At 66.2% G+C, this 21,482-nt stretch carries 13 protein-coding genes; 8 read left to right on the top strand and 5 right to left on the bottom strand.

Features of this window, described 5'->3' with window-relative positions; genetic code table 11:
• Positions 1 to 53: 53 nt before the first annotated feature.
• Positions 54 to 491: a DUF4259 domain-containing protein gene (locus BH683_RS11495; protein ID WP_168187023.1), complete on the bottom strand. Its 438-nt coding sequence runs from the start codon at positions 489 to 491 to the stop codon at positions 54 to 56.
• A 185-nt stretch (positions 492 to 676) separates the two neighbouring features.
• Here BH683_RS11495 and BH683_RS11490 point away from each other — a divergent pair, with 185 nt between their 5' ends.
• Complete coding sequence (locus tag BH683_RS11490) at positions 677 to 2,212, top strand: NAD(P)/FAD-dependent oxidoreductase (protein WP_094647428.1); 1,536 nt, start codon at positions 677 to 679, stop codon at positions 2,210 to 2,212.
• 7 nt (positions 2,213 to 2,219) lie between these two features.
• On the opposite strand, the gene BH683_RS11485 is transcribed toward BH683_RS11490, so the two are convergent.
• Positions 2,220 to 3,017 carry an SDR family oxidoreductase gene (locus BH683_RS11485; RefSeq protein WP_084836402.1) on the bottom strand — a complete coding sequence of 266 codons (798 nt, stop codon included), beginning with the start codon at positions 3,015 to 3,017 and terminating at the stop codon, positions 2,220 to 2,222.
• Between the two features lie 91 nt (positions 3,018 to 3,108).
• On the opposite strand from BH683_RS11485, the gene BH683_RS11480 reads away from it, so the two are divergent.
• The 3 genes from BH683_RS11480 to BH683_RS11470 are packed head-to-tail and all read left to right on the top strand — an operon-like array spanning position 3,109 to position 7,231.
• Complete coding sequence (locus BH683_RS11480) at positions 3,109 to 4,530, top strand: FAD-binding oxidoreductase (RefSeq protein WP_084836401.1); 1,422 nt, start codon at positions 3,109 to 3,111, stop codon at positions 4,528 to 4,530.
• 49 nt (positions 4,531 to 4,579) lie between these two features.
• Positions 4,580 to 5,341 (top strand): decaprenylphospho-beta-D-erythro-pentofuranosid-2-ulose 2-reductase, encoded by a 762-nt coding sequence (locus BH683_RS11475; RefSeq protein WP_084836400.1) that lies wholly within the window; start codon positions 4,580 to 4,582, stop codon positions 5,339 to 5,341.
• 3 nt (positions 5,342 to 5,344) lie between these two features.
• Positions 5,345 to 7,231: a galactan 5-O-arabinofuranosyltransferase gene (locus BH683_RS11470; RefSeq protein WP_084836399.1), complete on the top strand. Its 1,887-nt coding sequence runs from the start codon at positions 5,345 to 5,347 to the stop codon at positions 7,229 to 7,231.
• Between the two features lie 82 nt (positions 7,232 to 7,313).
• Here the strand turns inward: BH683_RS11470 and BH683_RS11465 are convergent, their stop codons facing one another.
• From BH683_RS11465 to aroQ, 3 genes are all read right to left on the bottom strand, one after another.
• The gene (locus tag BH683_RS11465) at positions 7,314 to 8,897 is read right to left on the bottom strand and encodes a hypothetical protein (protein WP_094647414.1); all 1,584 of its coding nucleotides are present in this window, start codon (positions 8,895 to 8,897) and stop codon (positions 7,314 to 7,316) included.
• Positions 8,894 to 9,835 (bottom strand): phosphatase PAP2 family protein, encoded by a 942-nt coding sequence (locus tag BH683_RS11460; RefSeq protein ID WP_084836398.1) that lies wholly within the window; start codon positions 9,833 to 9,835, stop codon positions 8,894 to 8,896. The genes BH683_RS11465 and BH683_RS11460 overlap by 4 nt, the downstream gene beginning before the upstream one ends.
• A 306-nt stretch (positions 9,836 to 10,141) precedes the next feature.
• Positions 10,142 to 10,600, bottom strand: a complete 459-nt coding sequence (gene aroQ, locus BH683_RS11455) for a type II 3-dehydroquinate dehydratase (protein WP_084836397.1) — start codon at positions 10,598 to 10,600, stop codon at positions 10,142 to 10,144.
• A gap of 173 nt (positions 10,601 to 10,773) precedes the next feature.
• On the opposite strand from aroQ, the gene BH683_RS11450 reads away from it, so the two are divergent.
• From BH683_RS11450 to BH683_RS11435, 4 genes are all read left to right on the top strand, one after another.
• Positions 10,774 to 14,022: an arabinosyltransferase domain-containing protein gene (locus BH683_RS11450; protein WP_246833329.1), complete on the top strand. Its 3,249-nt coding sequence runs from the start codon at positions 10,774 to 10,776 to the stop codon at positions 14,020 to 14,022.
• Positions 14,023 to 14,128: 106 nt separating this feature from the next.
• A complete protein-coding gene (locus tag BH683_RS11445) occupies positions 14,129 to 17,518 on the top strand; it encodes an arabinosyltransferase domain-containing protein (protein ID WP_084836395.1) in 3,390 nt (1,129 codons plus the stop codon).
• Positions 17,511 to 20,807 (top strand): arabinosyltransferase domain-containing protein, encoded by a 3,297-nt coding sequence (locus BH683_RS11440; protein WP_084836394.1) that lies wholly within the window; start codon positions 17,511 to 17,513, stop codon positions 20,805 to 20,807. Before BH683_RS11445 ends, BH683_RS11440 begins: the two co-directional genes overlap by 8 nt.
• A gap of 94 nt (positions 20,808 to 20,901) precedes the next feature.
• Positions 20,902 to 21,402, top strand: a complete 501-nt coding sequence (locus tag BH683_RS11435) for a hypothetical protein (RefSeq protein WP_084836393.1) — start codon at positions 20,902 to 20,904, stop codon at positions 21,400 to 21,402.
• Positions 21,403 to 21,482 lie beyond the last annotated feature (80 nt).

Below are 21,482 nucleotides of genomic sequence, written 5' to 3'. Positions count from 1 at the left end.
TATCTCACGCACTGATCCACAAAGTCCGAGACGTCGATCTTCCGCGTGCGCGGTCACGCACTGAGCGCGGCGTACTCCGGCAGTGTCGTCCGCAGCTCGAGTTCGTCGACGATGGCATCGATCACCGCGATCGCGTCGTCGAGTGCCCCTGCCCGATCCCACAGACCCGACCACCCCGACTCCGCGACCCTGACCCGGTTCAGTGCGCGAACTGCCAGCTCAGGCAGGTCATCGGCCACGTGCATGTTCTCGATCAGCTGCGGATTCGGACCATAGCCGGGGGCCAGCAGGGGCCCACCCGGCAGACTGGACGCCACCGTCGTCGCCGCCGCGATGGCCGCGAATTGGTCGGCGGTGCGATCATGCTCCACGACGGTGTGCAGTGCCGCCCGCACCACGTTCGCGCGCTCGGCAGAAGAGGATGCGTCGAACTCTGCGGCCCATCGGGCAGCGTCATCGTTGTCGAAGGCCCCGAATCCCCAGGTACTCATTCGGCAATCCTCCTTATCGACACAATGCATTCATGAATACGATACGCCACCGCAATAAATGAACGTGACGTTCGTAAATAAACGTCACCAGAATAAGAATGAACATCGCGACATCGGAGCCCCCACATCGCCGTTGCCGCCAGGACCCGATCCATCGAGCCACCGTTGACGGCATCATGATCACCATGCAGTCCTATGACGACATCGTGATCGGCGCGGGCCACAACGGGCTGACCGCCGCGGCCTATCTGGCACAAGCAGGTCGCAGGGTGCTGGTGCTGGAGCGGTCCGATCATCTCGGGGGCGCGACGGTGTCGGCGAGGCCGTTTCCCGGCATGGACGCCCGCCTGTCGCGGTACTCGTACCTCGTATCCCTGATGCCACGTCAGATCATCACCGATCTCGGCCTCGACATCACCCTGATCCGGCGCCGGTATTCCTCGTACACCCCACTCCCGGGAGATCCCACGCGCGGGCTGCTCGTCGACACCGCCGATGACTCCGCGACCGCGGCGTCTTTTCACGCCGCGACAGGATCTGATTCGGACTTCACTGCCTGGCAGAGGTTCTACGCTTCCATGACGACGATCGCCGAAGGCGTCTTCCCGACCATGCTGGAGCCACTTCTCGGTGCCGAGGAGATGGCGTCCATCGCCGGAGGTGATGACGGCGCCATGGATCTGTGGAAGCAGCTGACGACGAGGCCGGCAGGAGAGATCATCGCCGACACCTTCGCCGACGACACCGTGCGCGGAATCGTGGCCACCGACGGCTTGATCGGGACCTTCGCGGACATGCACGAGACGTCGCTGCGCCAGAACATCTGCCTGCTCTACCACCTGATCGGGGGCGGCACCGGGGACTGGGACGTACCGGTCGGCGGGATGGGCGCGGTGTCCGGGGCTCTCGCAGCCGCGGCAGTGGCGGCAGGCGCCGAGATCCGCACCGGGGTCGAGGTCACGGACATCGACCCCGAAACGGGCCGCGTCGCGTGGCGGGGCGGGGCCGCAGCCGCCGACTACATTCTGGGCGCTTGCGCCCCAGCCGTTCTCGATGAACTCCTCGAGGAGCCGCTCGGCACCGGCCCCGCGCCCGAAGGAGCGCAGCTCAAGATCAACCTGTTGCTGCGCAGGCTCCCCCGACTACGCGACACGGCGACGCCGCGGGAGGTCGCATTCTCGGGCACGTTCCACATCCACGAGGGCTTCGGGGCACTCGCGCAGGCGTATCAGGACGCCGCACGCGGGCAGATCCCGTCGCTGCCACCCAGCGAGATCTACTGCCACACCCTCTCCGACCCCAGCATTCTCGGCCCAGAACTCACCGGCATGCACACCCTCACCCTTTTCGGCCTGCACATGCCGCCCGGCGTCTTCAGCCGGCCAGGAGCCAAGGACGAAGCAGTCGCAGCGACCCTCGCAGCGCTCGATTCCGTGCTTGCCGAACCCATCTCGGATGTCATCGCGACCGATTCGACGGGCGCCCCCTGCATCGAGGCGAAATCACCGCTCGAACTCCAGGACTCCGTGGGACTGCCCGGCGGGAACATCTTCCACCGGCCGCTCCAGTGGCCCTGGGCAGAGACCGCGGCCGAGGTCGGCACCTGGGGTGTCGAGACCCGGCATCCGAGGCTGCTGATCGCGGGCGCCGGAGCACGGCGAGGCGGCGGGGTCAGCGGCATCCCTGGCCACAACGCCGCATCGGCCGTGCTCGCGGAGTGATTGCCTGTCAGTGCGGCTGTGCGAGCTTCTTGTTGACCACCCTGGTCAGCCACGCAGGCGAGAACCGCGCTCCCAGCGACATCGCCCGCGTCTGATTACCGACGGCGTAGTGGACCCGGTGGATGAGCTTGTCGACCTTGCTCTCCTCGACCGCGGCCACGATCGCGTCGGCCACATCCTGCGGCCCGAGCTTGATGCCGAGTGAATTGGTGGTGCCGGTGGAGACGTTCGCCGTCATCGCCGTCTGGACGAACAGCGGCCACATCGCCACGACCCGGATCCCCTGCGGGCCCCACTCGATGTCGAGTGCCTCGGTGAGCCCGCGCACGTAGAACTTGGTGGCGCTGTAACTGGCCAGCTCTGCCTGCCCGTAGATCGCCGAGGCAGACGCGATGTTGACGACCACCGAGCCCGGCGTTGCTTTCAGGTGGCGGTACGCGCTGTGGCAGCCATTCGTGACGCCCTTGATGTTGATGTCGATCTGTTTGTGCTGGGTCGCCAGCGGGATCTCTTCGAAGGCGCCGGCCAGCAGGATGCCCGCGTTGTTGATCAACACGTCGAGCCGGCCGCCACCCGCCGCGGCGAACTCGTCCAGACGGGTGGTGAACTCCTCGGCATCGGTGACGTCGAGATGGCCGGTGACGATCTGGGCACCCAGACCCTTCACCTCCTCGGCCAGGGTGGCCAGCCCCGCCTCGTCGATGTCGTAGGCGCCGATGGAGTAGCCCTTGCGCGCGAAGGTCAGGGCAGTGTGGCGGCCGATCCCGGCGGCCGCTCCGGTGATGAACACAGATCGTGAGGTCATACGGGGATTCTTACACCGCTCGTTGTCATATCGCGAGCACCCAAGTCGAGCTCCGCTTCGCTTCGTCTCCGGAGCGGTAGGCTCTGCTGCGATGTCTACCGCTGAATTGCCCATTGAAACCCGCAAGCTCGTCGGCTGGAGCCGAACGACGCCGATCGAGGGTCACGTGCTGGCGACACCCGATGTCGAGGTGATCGCCAAGGCGCTCGCGCAGGTCGCGGACGCAAACGCCGACAAGCCGTCCTACCTCCGCCGAGGCGTCATCGCCCGCGGACTGGGACGCTCCTACAACGAGTCCGCGCAGAACATCGGCGGTTTGACCATCGACATGACGATGCTCAAACGGATCCACTCGATCGATGACGCCACCGGGGTCGTGGATCTGGACGCCGGGGTCTCCCTCGACGAGCTCATGGCCGTCGCCCTGCCCTTCGGACTATGGGTACCGGTGCTCCCGGGCACCCGGCAGGTCACCATCGGCGGTGCCATCGCCCACGACATCCACGGCAAGAATCACCACAGCGCGGGCACGTTCGGCCAGCATGTGCTCGAGATCACGCTGCTGGTGGCCGACGGCCGCATCCTGACCCTCACCCCCGGTGGCAGCTCCGACGACCCCGCGGGCGAGCTTTTCTGGGCGACCGTCGCGGGGATCGGTCTCACCGGCATCATCCTGCGCGCCAAGGTGCAGATGAAGCGGACCGAGAGCGCCTACTTCATCGCAGACACCGCCACCACCAACAGCCTCGACGAGACCATCGCACTGCACCTCGAAGATGGCTTCGAGGACGGCTACGAGTACGCCTCGGGGTGGTTCGACTCGATCAGCAAGCCGCCGAAGCTCGGCCGTGGTTCGTTCAGCCGCGGCAACCTGGCGCGTCTCGACGAATTGCCCGCGAAGCTCCGCAAGGATCCGCTGAAGTTCAACGGCAAGCCACTCGTGACGTTCCCCGACGTCTTCCCCAACGGCCTGGCCAACAAGTTCGACTTCTCGATCGTCGGTGAGGCGTACTACCGGATGGGGTCGAACAAGACCGGTCAGGTCAAGAATTTGGCGCAGTTCTACCACATCCTCGACATTTTCGGAGAGTGGAATCGGGCGTACGGCCGGACCGGTGGTTTCACCCAATACCAGTTCATCGTGCCCACCGGCAACGAGGACGAGTTCAAGAAGATCATCGCCGATGTCCAGGCGTCCGGCCACGTGAGCTTCCTCAATGTCATCAAGCTGTTCGGCGAGGGAAACCAAGCCCCACTGAGCTTTCCGTTCCGTGGCTGGAACGTGTGTCTCGACTTCCCCGTCAAACGCGGCCTCGGCGAGTACCTCAACGAGCTCGACCGCAGGGTGATGGCGATGGGTGGACGCCTCTACACCGCAAAGGATTCCCGCACCTCCGCGCAGAACTTCCACGCGATGTACCCGCAGATCGACTCCTGGATCGCCACTCGCCGCAAGATCGACCCCACCGGGGTCTTCATCTCCGACATGGCGCGCCGGCTCGAACTCGACTGAGCCTGCGCTCGACTGCCGACCCGACTTCATCTCAACGACAGGAACATTCATGATCAACGCCGTAGGCGTACCCAAGTCGATCCTCGTGCTCGGTGGCAGCTCGGAGATCGGGCTCGCGATCACCTCCGAGTACCTCAAGAAGGGCCCGATGCGGGTGGTCCTGGCCACTGTGCCCGGCGACCCCGCCGGCGATGCCGCGGTCGAGACGATCAAGGCGGCAGGTGCCTCCTCGGTCGAGCGCATCGACTTCGACGCCCTCGCACCCGACACCCACCCCGCGGTGATCGCGCAGGCATTCGCCGGCGGCGACATCGACGTCGCGATCGTCGCCTTCGGCGTCCAGGGTGTCGACGAAGAGGTGTGGCAGGACCAGCGCAAAGCCGTGTTCACCGCCAACATCAACTACACCGCCGCGGTCTCCGTCGGTGTGCTCCTCGGCGAGAAGATGCGCGAGCAGGGCCACGGCCAGATCATCGCGATGAGCTCGGTGGCCGGCGAGCGTGTGCGCCGCAGCAACTTTGTCTACGGATCCTCCAAGGCCGGCCTCGACGGCTTCTACCTCGGACTCGGAGAAGCGCTGCGCGAATACAACATCCGCGTTCTCGTCATCCGCCCCGGCATGGTCCGCACCCGGTTGTCCGCGCACGTGAAAGAAGCGCCGCTGACGGTCAACAAGGAAGACGTGGCCAAGCTCGCCGTGGCGTCGGCGGACAAGGGCAAAGAGCTCGTCTGGGCTCCGGGACCCTTCCGCTTCGTGATGATCATCCTGCGCCACATCCCGCGGCCGATCTTCCGCAAACTGCCCATCTGATCCATGCCGAAACATCTGTCAGCGATCGGAAACCTGATCGGCGCGGCCTTGGTTGCGCTCGTCGTCGCAGGAGCCGGCCTGGCAGTGATCGCCAGGGTCGAGTGGCCCGCATTCAACTCGTCCAATGTCGAGACCGCGCTGACCACCACCGGCCAGGTGGTGGCCATCGCGCTACTGCTCGTCGCGGTGGTGCTCTCCCGGGCTGGCAGGGCCGCGTGGGCGATCAAACCGCTGTCGTGGGTGGGTATCTCGGCGTTCGCGGCGGTCACACTCGCGATGCCGCTCGGCGCGACCAAGCTGTACCTGTTCGGCATCTCCGTCGATCAGCAGTTCCGGACCGAGTACCTGACCCGGCTCACCACCAGTCCGCATCTGGCAGACATGACGTACGCCGACCTGCCGCCGTACTACCCGGCCGGCTGGTTCTGGCTGGGCGGCCGCTACGCAAGCCTCACCGGTCAACCCGGTTGGGAAGCGTTCAAGCCGTGGGCGATCATCTCGATCGCGGTCGCCGCCGCCATCGCGATGGCGCTGTGGCAGCGCATGATCCGCACCGATCGGGCGATCGCGGTCAGCCTGGCGTCCACGGTCCTGACGCTCATGTACGTCAGCCCGGAGCCGTACGCCGCCGTCCTGGTCATCCTCGGCGCCCCGACGCTGATCACCATCCTGCACGGACTCCGTTCGGGAAGTAAGCCAGCGATCGTTGCCGGGGGGCTCTTTCTGGGGTCGAGCGCCACCTTCTACACGCTGTACACCGGCCTGTACGCCTTGACCGCGGTGCTGATAGCGCTATACCTGGCCGCGTCAGCCTGGTTCGAGCTCTCCAACAAGACAACTCACCCGTCCACCGTCAGATCGCGGCGATGGCGGGTAGTCCTGATCCATGGCGCCCGACTGGCGGCCATGGCAGTGGTCGCCGGGCTCGTGGCGATGATCGTGTGGGCGCCCTACCTGTGGGCGCGACTACAGAACAAGCCGGCCTCCGGCGGCACCGCCGAACACTACCTACCGAGCTCGGGGGCCGTGCTCCCGACACCGATGCTGCACTGGTCTCTGATCGGTGCACTGACGATGGTCGGGCTGATCTGGATCGTGCTCCGATTCCGGACCCGCACGGTCGCATTGACCTTCGGTGTCACCGTTTTCTCCATCTACGTGTTCTGCCTGCTGTCGATGGCTCTGACCGCGATGGGGACCACCTTGCTCTCGTTCCGGATGGAACCGGTGCTGGCAGTGGTGCTCGGAGTCGCGGGCGTGTACGGCTTCGCCGAACTCGCGGCCGTCGCCGTCCGTCGATTCGGCGATGTCCGCACGGTCGTCGGCGTACTGGCCGCCGGTGCGGCAATCGCGGTGGCGCAGAGCATCCCGGGTCATCTCGCCTCCGAGATCATCGTCGCCTACACAGACACCGACGGTTACGGCGTGCGCGCCGACCAGCGTCCCCCGGGCGCGCAGGCATACTTTCCCGAGATCAGCGCCACCATCGACGAGCAGACCGGTGGCCGCGCCCAGGACGACGTCGTGGTGCTGACCGCAGACTACGGTTTCCTCTCGATCTACCCCTACCTCGGCTTCCAGGGCCTCACGTCGCATTACGCGAATCCATTGGCGGAGTTCGACAAACGGGCTGCGACCATCGAGACCTGGTCGCAGGCACAAACCGCAGACAGCCTCATCGAGCAGCTGGACACAGCGCCTTGGCGGCCACCGACGGTGTTCCTGTTCCGGTACAGCCCAGAAGGTTACGACCTGAGGCTGGCCGAGGACGTCTACCCGAACGACCCCAACGTCCGCCGCTACACGGTGACGTTCAATCAGAACGTCTTCGACGATCCGCGTTTCACGGTCACCACGATCGGCCCCTTCGTTCTCGTCGTGAGGAAGTAGCGCCGCCACCCCACAGATGCACATCGTTGAGTCAAAAACACACGTCGCAACGTGTGTTTATGACTCAAGCGTGTGCTTCTGTCTAACTGGGCGCACAATCTGGAGGCTGGGCCCCGACGACACCACGCACGGAGAGCAGTCCCTCCAGGACGTATTCGCCGGGCAGTGGGGCCTGCACGGTGATCCAGTCGTCCGGTGTGGTCTGGATGCAGGCGTAGAGATTCTCGTCGATGGTACTGCGGGCGACCAGATACTTGTTGTGACGCAACTGAAGTGGATGGATGTTGGTATCGGGGACGTCGAGGACCATCTTCGCGGGCGATGACTCCACGACGGTGAGGGGTGCAGGCACGATCGGCCGCGGATCGTCGACCTTGTAGAGCTCCCACTTGTCGTTGGCCCAGACCCGTTGCAGATAGGGCAGGCCCTGCTCGACCAGTGCTGCTTCGGCTTTCATCTGGCGGAGCGGATCGGCCGACACCGCGACGAAGGCCACCGCGTTCTCGGACAGCCAGAGTCGGTACGACTCGGGTGTCAGCGCATTCTCGTCATAGAAGATGGGGTTGAATCGCGAGTCCGACTGGTTTTCCCATCCGCGGGCCAGATTGATGGTCATGCCCAATTTGTGTGAGCCGGCATGCGTTTGGGCGTCCACGAGTTCCACGCGATGGTTCTCGATGTTCGACTGCGCCATCAGCTGGGAGCGCAGTGGGATGTAGGAGGTATCGCTCTCACCTGAGTCGGAGGCGACCACCTGATCCGCGGTGGCGACAAACGTGGCGTAGATGAGCGCGGGCGCCAGCGCGATCGCCAAGAACTTGAGCGACTTCGGCGAGTAGTAGAGGCACAGACACGGCAGCACCAGAGCGAAGAACCGGCTCAGGTTGGACCCGATCCCGGTGGGGACCAGGAACATGATGATCGCGACCGCGCTCGCGAGGGGCACGATCCAGCGCGCCGGTGGAACTGTCAGTGCCAATCCGGTGCCGACGGCGATGGCCGCCACCCAGAACAGGGTCGTCGCCGGAAAGCCTTGCGAGCCCGGATTGCCGAACATCAGGAACGGAACGCCGACACCGAGCGCCGCACCCCCGAGAACCCACCACGCCCGCCGTGCCGCGTCGTCACGTCCGGCCGCGAAAGGGAGCACCGCCAGTCCGACGAACGCGGGCGCGAGCGGGCTCGCCAGCCCTGCGACGAGCAATCCGATCACTGTCAGCGATCGGTAGCCCTTCTTGAAGGCGACGATGGCCGCCAATGCAATGGCCCCGCCGACCGCGAAGGCCACCCGGCCGGAGAGCATGTTCAGCACCGCGGCGACGGTGATCGCCCAGACGAGCACGGTGGGGTACGCCGCACCCTTGGACAGGGGAAACGCCAATAGTGCGATCGCGGCTGTCGCCAGGCACAGCAACAGCAGCGAGCCGGTGACGGTCGAGAGGGCCGGGACGATCAGGGAGTAACTACCCGGCGAGACACCGCCGTACCAGCCGAACCAGTAGCCGAGGCCGACGCCGGACCGAGCGGCTTCCTCTCGCGCGATCGCTGCCTGCAGGTCTCCGACGGTGGGATGAGCGAGAAACAGCGCCACGATGGCGATCAGCGCGACCCCAAGCGGAAGCAGGCCCCGCCAGCGTTTCGCCGGCAGGGCCACCGAGAGGCTCATCCGATCGGGACTCCCGCCCCGGCCGGCGCATCCGCAGATCTGCCTCGCCACCACCGCAGGAGGGTGGGGGCGTAGACGATCGCGGCGGCGATGGCGAGCAGCGCCACTCCGGCGACGACATCCAGGATGAAGTGGTTGCCCGAGCCCATGACCACGAAGTATGTGGTGAAGGGGTAGATCAGCCCCAGAATGCGCAGCCATTGCCATTTGGCGAGGAAGAACAGCACCAGTCCGCACCAGGTCGCCCAGGCGCAGTGCAGGGACGGCATCGCAGCGAACTGGTTGGAAATCGCATCGCTACCCGGCGCGCCGGATTCCGGCCACCAGCCCCAGGACGAGGTCTGCGCCATCACGTCGACGAATCCTTCGCCCGGCAGCAGCCGTGGCGGTGCGGTGGGCATGAAGTAGAAACCGAACAGGGCGAGCCCGGTACACAGCACCAACGTTCCGCTGACCTTGCGGTAATGGTCTTTGCGTCGGAACAGGAGCCAGATGAGGACGGCAGGCGTGACGAGGAAGTGCAGCGTCGCATATTGCAGGGCGACGATGTTGGCGAGCCAGGACGTGGTGTGGACCAGCTCGTTCAGCGGCCGCTCCAGCGCGAAGTGCCAGGCGTCTTCGATGCGGAGGATCTCGTATGCGTTGCGATAGGCCTGGTCAGCGACCTCGCCGACGCTGTTCCGGATGACCGAGTAGACGGCGTAGAGGGCTCCGAGGAGCAGCACTTCGACCCACCAGCGCGGCCGGGCCAGATACCGGTTGACCCGGGTGACCACCGCACGGAATCCGGTTTGTTTGAGCTCGGATTCGAAGGCTTCGAGTTCTCGGGGGTCCAGGTCCGGCGCGACCAGGTCGATCTCGCCCGAATCGGCCCGGCCCTGCGGCGACGCGGGGCTCTCGGGCGGGGCGAAGGTGCGGCGGCTATCACGGGGCGCCATACAAGACCTCCCGCATATACCCTCCAACTGCTGACCGACTCTTACGCCCCGATCCGCCTTGGGGATCGAATGCGAAACTACCGCGCGCAGATAACGGCCCCGACACATCGCGTTCACCAATCGACGCCTGAGTGGACGCATTGGTTCTGGTGGAGCATAACCGAGGGCGACGCGTTTCCCTTCCCGCATTTCACTCAGCGGGCCGGTGAACTGGGCCGACGTCACCTCGATTGCGGGCGTTTAGTCCGGTATGACTTGCACCGAAGAGACTATGTGTGACGCTGATCACATGTTACGTCGAATGACCTAATCGCCGGGTCCCGGAGTGACCAGATCGACGAGATGGCGGATCGCGAACTCGTACCCCCGGATACCGAAACCGGCGATCACTCCCGCCGCTATCCCGGAGACATAGGAGTGCCGTCGGAACTCCTCACGGGCATGCACGTTGCTGATGTGGACCTCGATGATGGGGACCTCCGGGACCGACAGTGCGTCGCGGAGAGCGATCGAGGTGTGCGTCCACGCCCCTGGATTGATGACGATGCCGGCGACGGTTCCGCGCCCGGCGTGGATCCACTCGAGCATCTCGCCCTCGTGATTGGTCTGCCTCGCGTCGATCGTCCAGCCGAGCTCGCCGGCGACCTCCGTGGCCAGTGTCACGGCATCCTCGAGCGTGGCTGTCCCGTACACCTCCGGCTGGCGGACGCCGAGCGTGTTCAGGTTCGGTCCGTTCAGCAGCAGGATGGGCGGCGTGGAGGTCATCGTGCCACTGTATGGCGCCGCGCGTGACCGCGGACCATCGCCACACGCGGTGAGCGATAGCATCTTGCCTTGTGCCTGCTGACGCCGTTGACAACGCGACTGGAACGACTCGGCCGCGATCCAGCGGATCCAACCAGCCGCCCTCCGGCGGGGACCGGGTCCGATTTGCGAAGATCGCCGCGATCGTCACCGGCCTGATCGGCCTCTTCCTCGCCTTGGCGACACCGCTGCTGCCCGTCAATCAGACCACCGCCGAGCTGAACTGGCCGCAGCAGGACAAGCTGCAGTCGGTCCTCTCGCCACTCGTCTCCTATGTGCCCGTGGACCTCGAGATCTCTGTGCCCTGTTCGGCGGTCAGGCAGTTGACGGCGCCGGGACAGACAGTGCTGGTCTCGACCCTGCCGAAGGAAGCCGAAAAGGCGGTCGCCCGCGGCTTGTTCGTTCGTAAATCCGGCCAGGCGACCGATGCGCTCGACCGACAGTCCGTGGAGGTCGTGGTCCGCAACACCCCGGTCGCCATGGCCACCCTCGCGCAGATGGAGGACCAGGACTGCCAGGAAATCGTCGTCACGGCCACCGCGACGTCGGTGCGCGCCGAGTTCGTGGGCCTGACCAATTCCGAGGGCGAACCCGTTGTCGGCGAGATCACCGACGGTGACCAGCGCCCCCAACTCACCGGGATCTACACAGATCTGACCGGAGATGCCGCATCCATTCCGGGTCTGGAAGCCCACGCCACGATCGACGACCGATACAGCACCGCCCCGACCGTGCTGAAGTGGCTGGCCATCGCCGTCGGAGTGGTGTGCACCATCATCTCGCTGGGTGCGCTCGCGGTCCTCGACGGTACGGACGGTCGCAAGCACCGCCGCTTCCTGCCGGCGCGCTGGTGGAAGTTCAACGCCCGCGACGCCGTCGTCATCGGCGCCCTGCTGATCTGGCACATCGTCGGCCCGAACACGTCCGACGACGGCTACATCCTGACGATGTCGCGGGTGGCCGAGCACGCCGATTACACGGCCAACTACTACCGCTGGTACGGCGCCCCCGAGGCGCCCTTCGGCTGGTACTACCAGGTGTTCGGCTGGCTCGCACACGTCACCACGGCAAGCCCGTGGATGCGACTGCCCGCTCTGGCCTGCGGAATCCTGGTGTGGCTCATCATCTCCCACGAGGTACTGCCCCGGCTCGGCCGAGCCGCCACCGTCAACCGCATCGTGCCCTGGACGGCCGCGTTCGTGTTCCTGGCCTCCTGGTTCCCGTTCAACAACGGCCTGCGTCCTGAGCCGATCATCTGCCTCGGCGCGCTGCTGACGTGGTGCTCTGTGGAGCGGGCGATCGCCACCGGCAGAACCTTGCCTGCCGCGGTGGCCTGCACCATCGGCGCTTTCAGCCTGGCTGCCGGCCCCACCGGCCTGATGGCCGTCGCGGCGCTCATCGCCGGTGCCCGGCCGATGGTGATGGCGCTGATCAAACGGGCCAGAGCCATCGGCGCCGACGCGAAGAGCTACCTGGCGATGCTCGCGCCGGTCCTTGCTGCCGGCACCTTCGTGATCTTCGTCGTGTTCTCCGACCTGACCCTCGCCGCCTTCACCCAGTCGACGCGTATGAAGTCCGCGCTCGGACCCTCGCTGCACTGGTACAACGAGATCGACCGTTACTCAGCTCTTTTCGAGTTCTCCGCCAACGGATCGGTCTCGCGGCGATTCGCCGTCCTCGCGATGCTGGTGGGCCTGGTCGTCTCGGGCGCGATGCTGATCCGCAAGAGTCGCATCCCCGGAACCGCCCTCGGCCCGTCCCGGCGCATCGTCGGCATCACGTTCGCGTCACTGATCTTCATGATGTTCACCCCGACCAAGTGGACCCACCAGTTCGGTGTCTTCGCGGGCCTCGCCGCAGCGCTGGCGGCCATCGCGGCGATCGCGGTGAGCGCGGAGGCGATGCACGCCCGGCGCAACCGGATGCTGTTCATCGCGCTGGTGCTGTTCATCACCGGTCTCGCCTTCACCGCACCGAACGCCTTCTTCTACTACTCCAACTGGGGCATGCCGTGGGGTGCCCTACCGGTTCGCTTCGGGGTCGCCCTCGGCAGCGCCCTGCTCTACCTCTGTGTGGCCGCGCTGCTCGTGGCCTTCTGGTTCCACTTCCGAGAACCCTTCAAGCCCGATACCCCCGCCGAACCGGGCACCACCTCGCGGCGCCGCTGGTTCAGCACCCTCGCCACCGCACCCCTGGCTGTCGCGGGCGCGTTCCTCGTCGTGTTCCAGATCGGCACCGCCGTCGGTGCCGGAGTGCAACAGAGTGGATCCTTCTCGATTCCCACCTCCAACGTCGCCGCTCTGCAGGGCGACACCTGCGGGATGGCCGAGAAGGTCCTGGTCGAGCCCGACCCCTCCGCCGACATCCTCACCCCTGTCGACGGCAACATCGTCGGTGGCCTCATCGGACCGGCCGATCCGGGCGCTGACGCCACGCCCACCTCCGGTTTCACTCCGAACGGCCTGCCGCTGACCCTCGATTCGACGGCCAGTGCCGGCAGTCTCGGTGTGCTCGGCGGCAATGTCGCGATCTCACCCGACGTCCTCAACTCCAACGCGGGCGGCACCGGCGGCGGCGAGACCGATCAGGCCGGGATCAACGGCAGCACCGCGAAGCTCCCCTTCGGCCTCGATCCCGCACTGACCCCCGTACTCGGTAGTTACTCCCAGGACAACCAGTTCCCCGCCTACCTGACCTCGTCCTGGTACCGCCTGCCGCCGAAGGCCGCGGACACCCCGTTGGTGACGATGGCCGTGGCCGGTCAGTTCGACATCGAGAACGTCACGATGGAGTACTCGACCGGTTCGGGATCGACGAACGAGGACTTCCAGGTGGCCGGCGAGGTCGACATGATCGACCCGGGCCCGCGCCCGTCGTGGCGCGACCTGCGGACCTACCGCAGCTCGTTCCCCGCCGACACCACCGCGATCCGCATCGTCGCCAAGGACGAGAACCTCGCCCAGGACAGTTTCATCGGCCTCACCCCGCCCCGGTCGCCGCGACTGCAGACCCTGCAGACCATGGTCGGCAGCACCGACCCGGTCCAGATCGACTGGACCAGTGGTCTGGCATTCCCGTGCCAGCGACCGTTCGACCACCTCAACGGGGTCGCAGAGATCCCGCAATGGCGCATCGCGCCCGGTGCGGACCTGTCTGCGGCCGTCGGTGCCTGGCAGGACGCCTTCGGTGGTGGGCCACTCGGCTGGATCGAGGTGGCCCTCGAGAAGACGACCGTGCCCTCTTATCTGGAAGGTGACATCGGCCGGGACTGGGGCTCACTGGTGAGCTACGAGCCCTACGGCGAGCCCGCGGAGGTCGCGGAGCTCGACCTCGGCAAGGCCACCCGTTCCGGTCTGTGGAGTCCGGCACCGATCCGGTACTGAGTCCAGGCGCCGCTCACCTGGCCCGCGACGTGAGCAGAGCACGCGATCTCCTCGCACGCTCGGGGCAGGTAAGAACTCTCAGGTCGGTGCAATACCATCGTTGCTCGTGCCTGTGTCCTCTCACATCCCCCGTGCGGGGACTGTCCGTTGGGCCGCAATTATCGCGGGTCTGGTGGGAATCGTCTTGTGTGCGATCACCCCGTTGTTGCCCGTCACCCAGTCGACCTCCACGATCAACTGGCCGCAGGGGCAAGCCCTCTCTGGTGACACCGCATCGGTCACCGCGCCGCTCATCGCCCAGACCCCCCGGACGTTCGATGCAAGAATTCCCTGCGCGCTGATAGACACCCTCGGCGACGAAGGCGGGCTGGTCCTGGCGACCATGCCGCAGGCAGCTCAGGGCTTCAACCAGAACGCTCTGGTCGTGGGTGCCTCCCCGTCCGCGGTCTCGGTGATCTTCCGCAACGAACTCGCCGTCAGTGCGCCACGGGCCGAGGTGGGATCGCCGCAGTGCCGCGAGCTCCACATCTGGTCAGGCCCCGGCGGTGTCGGTGCCGAATTCGTCGGACTGGGACCGGCGAGCACGCTCGGCATCGATCAGCGCCCGCAGTTCGACGGAATCTTCACCTCGCTGTCACCCGCCGAGGTCGATGCTGCTGCGCAGCAGGGACTCTCGGTGACCACCGTCGTCGACACCAGGTTCGCGAACTCGCCGTCCGTCGTGAAACTCCTCGCCATGATCGTGGGCGTCATCGCGGTGCTCACGTCCTTGGTGAGCCTTGCCCTCCTCGACCGGATCGGTGGGTACCACCGGCTCGTCGGTAAACGCTCCTGGAAGCAGATCCTGCGACCACGCATCACCGACCTCGCTGTCACCGCCGTCCTGCTGATCTGGCACTTCCTCGGTGCCGCATCGCCCGACGACGGGTACATCCTCAACATGGGCCGTGCCTCTGACGGCGCAGGCTATCTGGCGAACTACTACCGCTTCTACGGCATCGCCGAAGCACCGTTCGACTGGTACTACTCCTTCCTGGCCGCGTGGTCGAAGGTGTCCGCGTCGGGGCTCTGGATGCACATCCCGTCCCTGCTCGCCGGCCTCGCGTCCTGGTTCATCCTCTCGCGGGTGCTGCTGCCGCGGCTCGGCGCCGGTGTCCGGCGCAGCGCCTGGTCCGTCTGGGCCGCCGCCGCCGTGTTCACGGCCTTCTGGATCCCGTTCGCCAGCGGGCTGCGCAGCGAATCGATCATCATCCTGGGATCGCTCCTGACCTGGTGGGCCGTCGAGCACGCCATCGCGACACGACGACTACTGCCTGCGGCACTGGCCGCGCTCGTGGCCGGATTCACACTCGCGCTCGCCCCCCAAGGCGTCATCGCCCTCGCGGTGCTGATCGTCGGCGCCCGGCCGATGCTCAGAATTCTTCTCGAACGCAGTCGCGAGGATCGCCACGGAGACCCCTCCCCCACCACCGAACCCCGCGTCCGCTACTTCCGGCTCGCGTCCCTGATGGCGCCCTCGGTGGCTGCCGCGTCCCTCGTCGTTTTGGTCGTCTTCCGCGACCAGACCCTCTCCACCGTGTTCGACGCCGTGCGCACCCGCTACATCGTCGGACCGACCATCTCGTGGTGGCAGGAGTACCTGCGGTACTACTTCCTCACCGTCACCACCGACGACGGCGCCCTGACCCGGCGCGTCCCGGTTCTGCTGCTCCTCGCCTCGGTGTTCGTGACCCTCGCCGTCATGTTGCGGCGCAGCAAGATCCGCGCGATCGATCCGGGTCCGGTGTGGCGAGTGCTCGGCGCCACTCTGATCACGCTGCTGCTGCTGATGTTCACCCCCACCAAGTGGACCATCCACTTCGGCATCTTCGCCGGATTCGCTGCCGCACTCGCAGCCACGGCGACCATCGCAGTCGCCCAGTCGGCGGCCCGTTCCACGCGGAACCTCTCGGTGTTCGTGGCGGGCCTGATGTTCGCCCTCGCCGCCGCCATGGCCGGAGAGAACGCCTGGCCCTGGGCATTCGACTTCGGGATCTCCTGGTTCGACAAGGCTCCGGTGATCGCGGGACGGGAGGTGTCGACGCTCTTCCTCATCCTCGCTGTGATCGCCGGCGCTGTCGCGGTGTGGCAGCACCTGCGTCTGGACTACGTCGAGAACAAGGGACTCACACACAGCCGCAGCGACTCCGGCCCGGACACAGACGCCGGGACCGGCGGCGGCTCGGACCGCGCCGCCCGCTCCGATCGGCGGCGTCTGTTCGTCGCGTCCTCGCCGATCGCGTTGATCGCAGGCTTCATGGTGATCTGCATGCTCGCGGTCTTCGCCAAGGCCGCGCTGGCCCGCTACCCGGCGTACACCGTGCTGGGTGCCAACCTCGACACCCTCCGCGGCAACAGCTGCGCAATGGCCGATGCCGTTCTCGTGGAACCGGATCCGAACCAGGGCACGCTGACCCCTGCGGGTGGGGCCACCGCGTCGCAGGCCCTCGCGGGCGACGACCCGGTCGGGTTCACCCCCGACGGCGTCGCACCGGATCTGACTCCCGAGGCCGGATCGGCCCGGCCGGGCCAGATGAACGTCTCGGCCAGCTTCAACAAGCCGTTCGTGGTTTCCGGTGCGGGCGCTGGCATCACCGGGGGCACCGGCCCCGAAACCGTCAACGGGTCCACGGTCGCATTGCCCTTCGGTCTGGATCCCGAGACCACCCCGGTGCTGGGCAGCTACGGCTACGACAGCGGTGAGGCGAACCTCGAGACCGGCTGGTACGAGCTGCCTGCCCGCGACGCCTCACCGCTCCTGGTGTTCAGTGTCGCCGGGCCGGTCTTCACCCTCAACGACGAAGGGGTGTCGACGTTCGGTCAACAGCTCCAGGTGCAGTTCGGCGCGAACGGACCGGACGGCTCCTTCACCGAGCTCGGACCGTTGATCCGGCCGATCGACCCGGGTCCGGACAAGCCGAACCGGCCGTGGCGCAACCTGCGGGTCCCGATGGATCAGGTCCCCGCCGGCGCCACCGCCATGCGGATCATCGCCAAGGACAACAACGTCAACCCGAAGCAGTGGCTGGCGATCACCCCACCGCGGGCGCCACAACTCCAGACGTTGCAGGAGGTCGTCGGATCGCAGGCACCGACCCTCATCGACCTCAGCGTCGGGAGCCAATTCCCTTGTCAGCGCCCGTTCGCGATCACCGATGGTGTCGCCGAGATCCCGCAGTGGCGGATCCTGCCGGACCGCACCACCGCGGCATCGCAGTCCAAGACCTGGCAAGCAGCCGAGGACGGCGGCGTGCTCGCTGTGAGCGAATCGGTGACCAGCGCGAACACTGTCGCCACCTACCTGAAGGACGACTGGTTCAGGGACTGGGGCTCACTCGAACGACTGACCCCGCTGGTGCCCGACGCACCATCCGCGACGATCACCACCGGCACCGAGAGCAAATGGGGATGGGCCCGTACCGGCTCCCTGAGAGTGGTGCCGCAGAGCAATGAGTGAAAAGGCAAGCACCATCAGCACAAACCGATCCGTCCGCGGATTCGCCGGTTCCGGCTACCGAAACGTGAAGATCGTCGCGGTCGTCGCCGGTCTCATCGGATTTCTCCTGGCCTGCCTCAGCCCGCTGATGCCGGTGAAACAGACCACGGCAGAACTCAATTGGCCGCAAGACAATTCGGTCACCAACGTCGCCGCGCCGCTGGTGTCGTTCGTGCCCACCGACCTGCGGGTGTCGGTGCCGTGTGCAACCGCGGCCGATCTGCCCGCCGGCGGGGGCGTGTTGCTCTCGACCCTGCCCACCGGCGGCGCCGAGGCCACCTCACGCGGGTTGTTCATCCGGGCCACCGCCGACAGCATCACCGTCACCGGTCGTGACGTCGTGCTGCTCACCGCCGATCGCGCGAGCGCGCAGTCGAATCCGAACTGCCGCATCATCTTCAACGCCGACGGCGACGGTGCCTCCGGCGAGATCGTGGACGGTGGCTCCGAAGGTCAGCTCTCCTTCGACGTACCCGACCCCAACCTGCGGCCTCAGATCGTGGGTGTCTTCACCGAACTGCCCGAGAACACCTCACCCGCGGGACTCGAGTTCAACGCCACCATCGACACCCGCTTCGTCACCACCCCGACGACCCTGAAGTTCTTGTCCATGGTCATCGGGATCGCGATGACGGTGCTGTCGCTGGTGGCTCTCGCCCTGCTCGACGCGCGCGACGGACGCGGCCACCACCGATTCCTGCCCGCACGGTGGTGGACCATCCGCGTCTCCGACGTCGTGGTCTTCGGGGTGCTCGCGTTCTGGTGGTTGATGGGTTCCAACACCTCCGACGACGGCTACAACTTCACGGTCGGCCGCATCGCGGGCGAGGCCGGATACGTCGACAACTATTACCGCTACTTCGGTGTCCCACAAGATCCCTTCGGCTGGCACTACCAGGTGATCTCGGCCATGGCGAACGTCAGCCTGTCTGCCCCGTGGATGCGATTGCCTGCGTTCTTGCTCGGCCTGCTCGGGTGGTGGCTCATCTCTCGCGAGGTCATCCCACGTCTCGGCCGGACCGTCCGACATTCCACCCCCGCGCTGTGGTCGGCCGCTTTCGTCTTCCTGGCCATCTGGATGCCCTACAACAACGGTTTGCGACCCGAGCCCGCCCTGGCGGTCGGTGCCCTGCTCACGTGGGTCTCGGTGGACCGCTCGATCGCCACCGGACGATTGTTGCCGCTCGCTCTCGCGACCACCATCGCGGCGTTCACCCTGGCACTGGCACCCGGCGGCCTCATGGCTGTCGCCCTGCTCCTCGCCGGCATCCGTCCCCTGCTCCGCCGGATCATGGCCCGTAGGCATCGAGATGGCCTGCTGCCGTTGCTGACGCCGATCCTGGCCGCCGGAACCGCGGTGTTGTACAACATCTTCGCCGACCAGACACTCTCGACCATCCTCACGTCGTCGCAGGTCGCGTCCGAGGTCGGGCCGACACTCGAGTGGTGGCAGGAACCGGTTCGCTACTACTACCTCATGTTGCCGACCGCCGATGGCACCTTGTCCAGGCGCTTCGGCATCCTCATGGCGTTCTTGTGCCTGATGGTCGTGCTGCTCATGTTGCTGCGCCGCCGCAAGCCCATGGGTATCGCCAAGGGACCCACCTGGCGTCTGGTCGCCGGCGTGTTCGGGTTCATGTTCTTCCTGGCCTTCACCCCCACCAAGTGGACGCACCACCTCGGTGTCTACGCCGGCATCGGCGCCGCGCTGGCGGCGGCCGCCGGTGCGATGATGGCCCCGGCCCTGTTGCGACGCAGGCGTAATCGCACCTTCTTCGCCGCCGCCGTCCTCTATGTCGTGGCGCTGTCCTTCGCAGGCACCAACGGCTGGTGGTTCGTCGCCAGCTACGGCATCCCGTGGTGGGACCAGCCGCCACAGATCGCGGGCATCCGGGTCACATGGATCGTGCTGGTGATCGCCGTGGCCACCACCCTGGTCGGTCTGTGGCAACACTTCCGCGACGACTACGTCGATGCCGATCAACGCACCGAGGGTTCAAAGCGCCTGCACCGCTTGGCGTTCTCCCCCATGCCGGTGCTGTCGGGCCTGATGGTGCTGTTCATGATGGCATCGTTCGCGAAGGCCGCGTACGTGCAGAAGGACAGCTGGTCATGGCTGAACTCCAATGTCGACGCCCTGCGCGGTAACATCTGCGCGCTCGCCAATGACGTTCTCGTGGAACCAGATCCGAACACGGGCTTGCTGCAACCGGCAACGGTCGCGGGGCAGACCGACCTGTCCCCGGGTGAGGCACTGGCAGGTGCCGACATGACCGGGTTCACCCCCAACGGCGTGCCGAATGACCTCTCGGTCGACGCGACGGAGTCCAGCGACACCGCTGCGGCGCAGAACACCGCCCAGACCGGCGCCGGTTCCGATGACGACTCGACCGACGCCGACGAGGCCGGAACCGGTGGCGGGCAGGGCTCGCTCGGCGTCAACGGCTCGACCGTGCGGTTGCCGTTCGGTCTCGACCCCGCCGACACACCGGTTCTCGGCAGCTTCGGCTCGACCGGTGGCAACCTGACGTCCTCCTGGTACCAGATGCCCGAGTCCAATCCGAATGCTCCGCTGATGACCCTGTCAGCGGCCGGACGGGTCACCGCGGTCGACGGCGAAGGCGTGGTGCAGCCGGGACAAGAACTGATCGCCGAGTTCGGCCGTCCGGGACCCGGGAACACCGTGATACCGATGGGCCAGATGACACCCATCGACATCGGGGACCCGCCGATCTGGCGAAATCTCAGGTTCCCGCTCTCCGACGCCCCCGCGGGCGCATCGGTCGTGCGGATCATCGCCAAGGACACCTCGCTTGCACCAGATCAGTGGCTGGCGGTGACGCCTCCGCGCATCACCACCTTGCGCACCCTCAATGACCTTGTGGGCACCAATGATCCGGTGCTCGTCGACTGGTTGCCCGCCATGGTCTTCCCATGTCAGCAGCCCATGGCCGTCAAGTACGGCGTCACAGAGGTTCCCAAGTGGCGCATCCTGCCGGACGCCCAGGCCACGAGGCAGAACAGCCAGACCTGGATGTCCGGTGATGCGGGTGGTCCACTCGGGATCACCCAGGCCATGCTGCGGCCCACGATCATCCCCTCCTATCTACGGAACGACTGGGGACGGGACTGGGGTTCTCTGCAGCAGTTCACCGAGATCGCAACCGCGAAGCCCGCGCAGATCGAACTGGGTTCGAGCACGCATTCGGGATTGTGGTCACCGGCGCCGATGCGGGCTGTCGGCTACTGACAGCTCGACCCCGTCTAATCGCCGTTTCCGCTGCCCAGACATGGAACACTGAGGCTGGGTAACTGACCGGGAAGACGATGCGGGAGGACGGGTGATGGTCACACGGCTGTGGAGGGCCGTCTGGCTACAGGCAGCGCTGGTGGGGTTCGGCATCGGCATCATCGCCGTCGTCGCCTGGTATTTCATCGCACCGGACGTGGACGGGCTCGAATCGACCATCCACGTGCCGCGAGGTCAGGACCTGAACCTCAAGGTGCCATTGCTGATCTGGCTGACCCCACCGATCTTCGCGCTGTGCGGCGGGGTTTTCGGATGGGCGACCCTGCGGTTCACCGAGCACCTCGATCCCGCCACCCGCAGCGAGTTCCTCAGCATCATGACCGTCGCCGGATGCACGCTGGGTGGCGCCGCGGTGCTGGCCACCGTGTGGCTGGTGCCGCACAACGCCGAACTCGTCGACGGCGACGACGGCTACCTACCCGACATCGGCTTCACCTGGGCCTACCTGTTCCCGATCATGGGTTTCGCGATCGGCGTGATGTTCGCGGGCAACATCCGCCATCCCGATGAGGACGCAGAACTCGAGTCGAGCTGAGCCTGGTGACAACAAACCCACCCGTTCTGGTCAAACCCAGGGCTCTCGAACCCCTGGATTTGTCTGCAACGGGTGGGTTT

The sequence above is a fragment of the Williamsia sp. 1138 genome (assembly GCF_002095435.2).
Taxonomy (GTDB): domain Bacteria; phylum Actinomycetota; class Actinomycetes; order Mycobacteriales; family Mycobacteriaceae; genus Williamsia.
The sequence above is the reverse complement of the archived record's forward strand: the minus strand, read 5'-3'. Positions and strand labels throughout refer to the sequence as shown.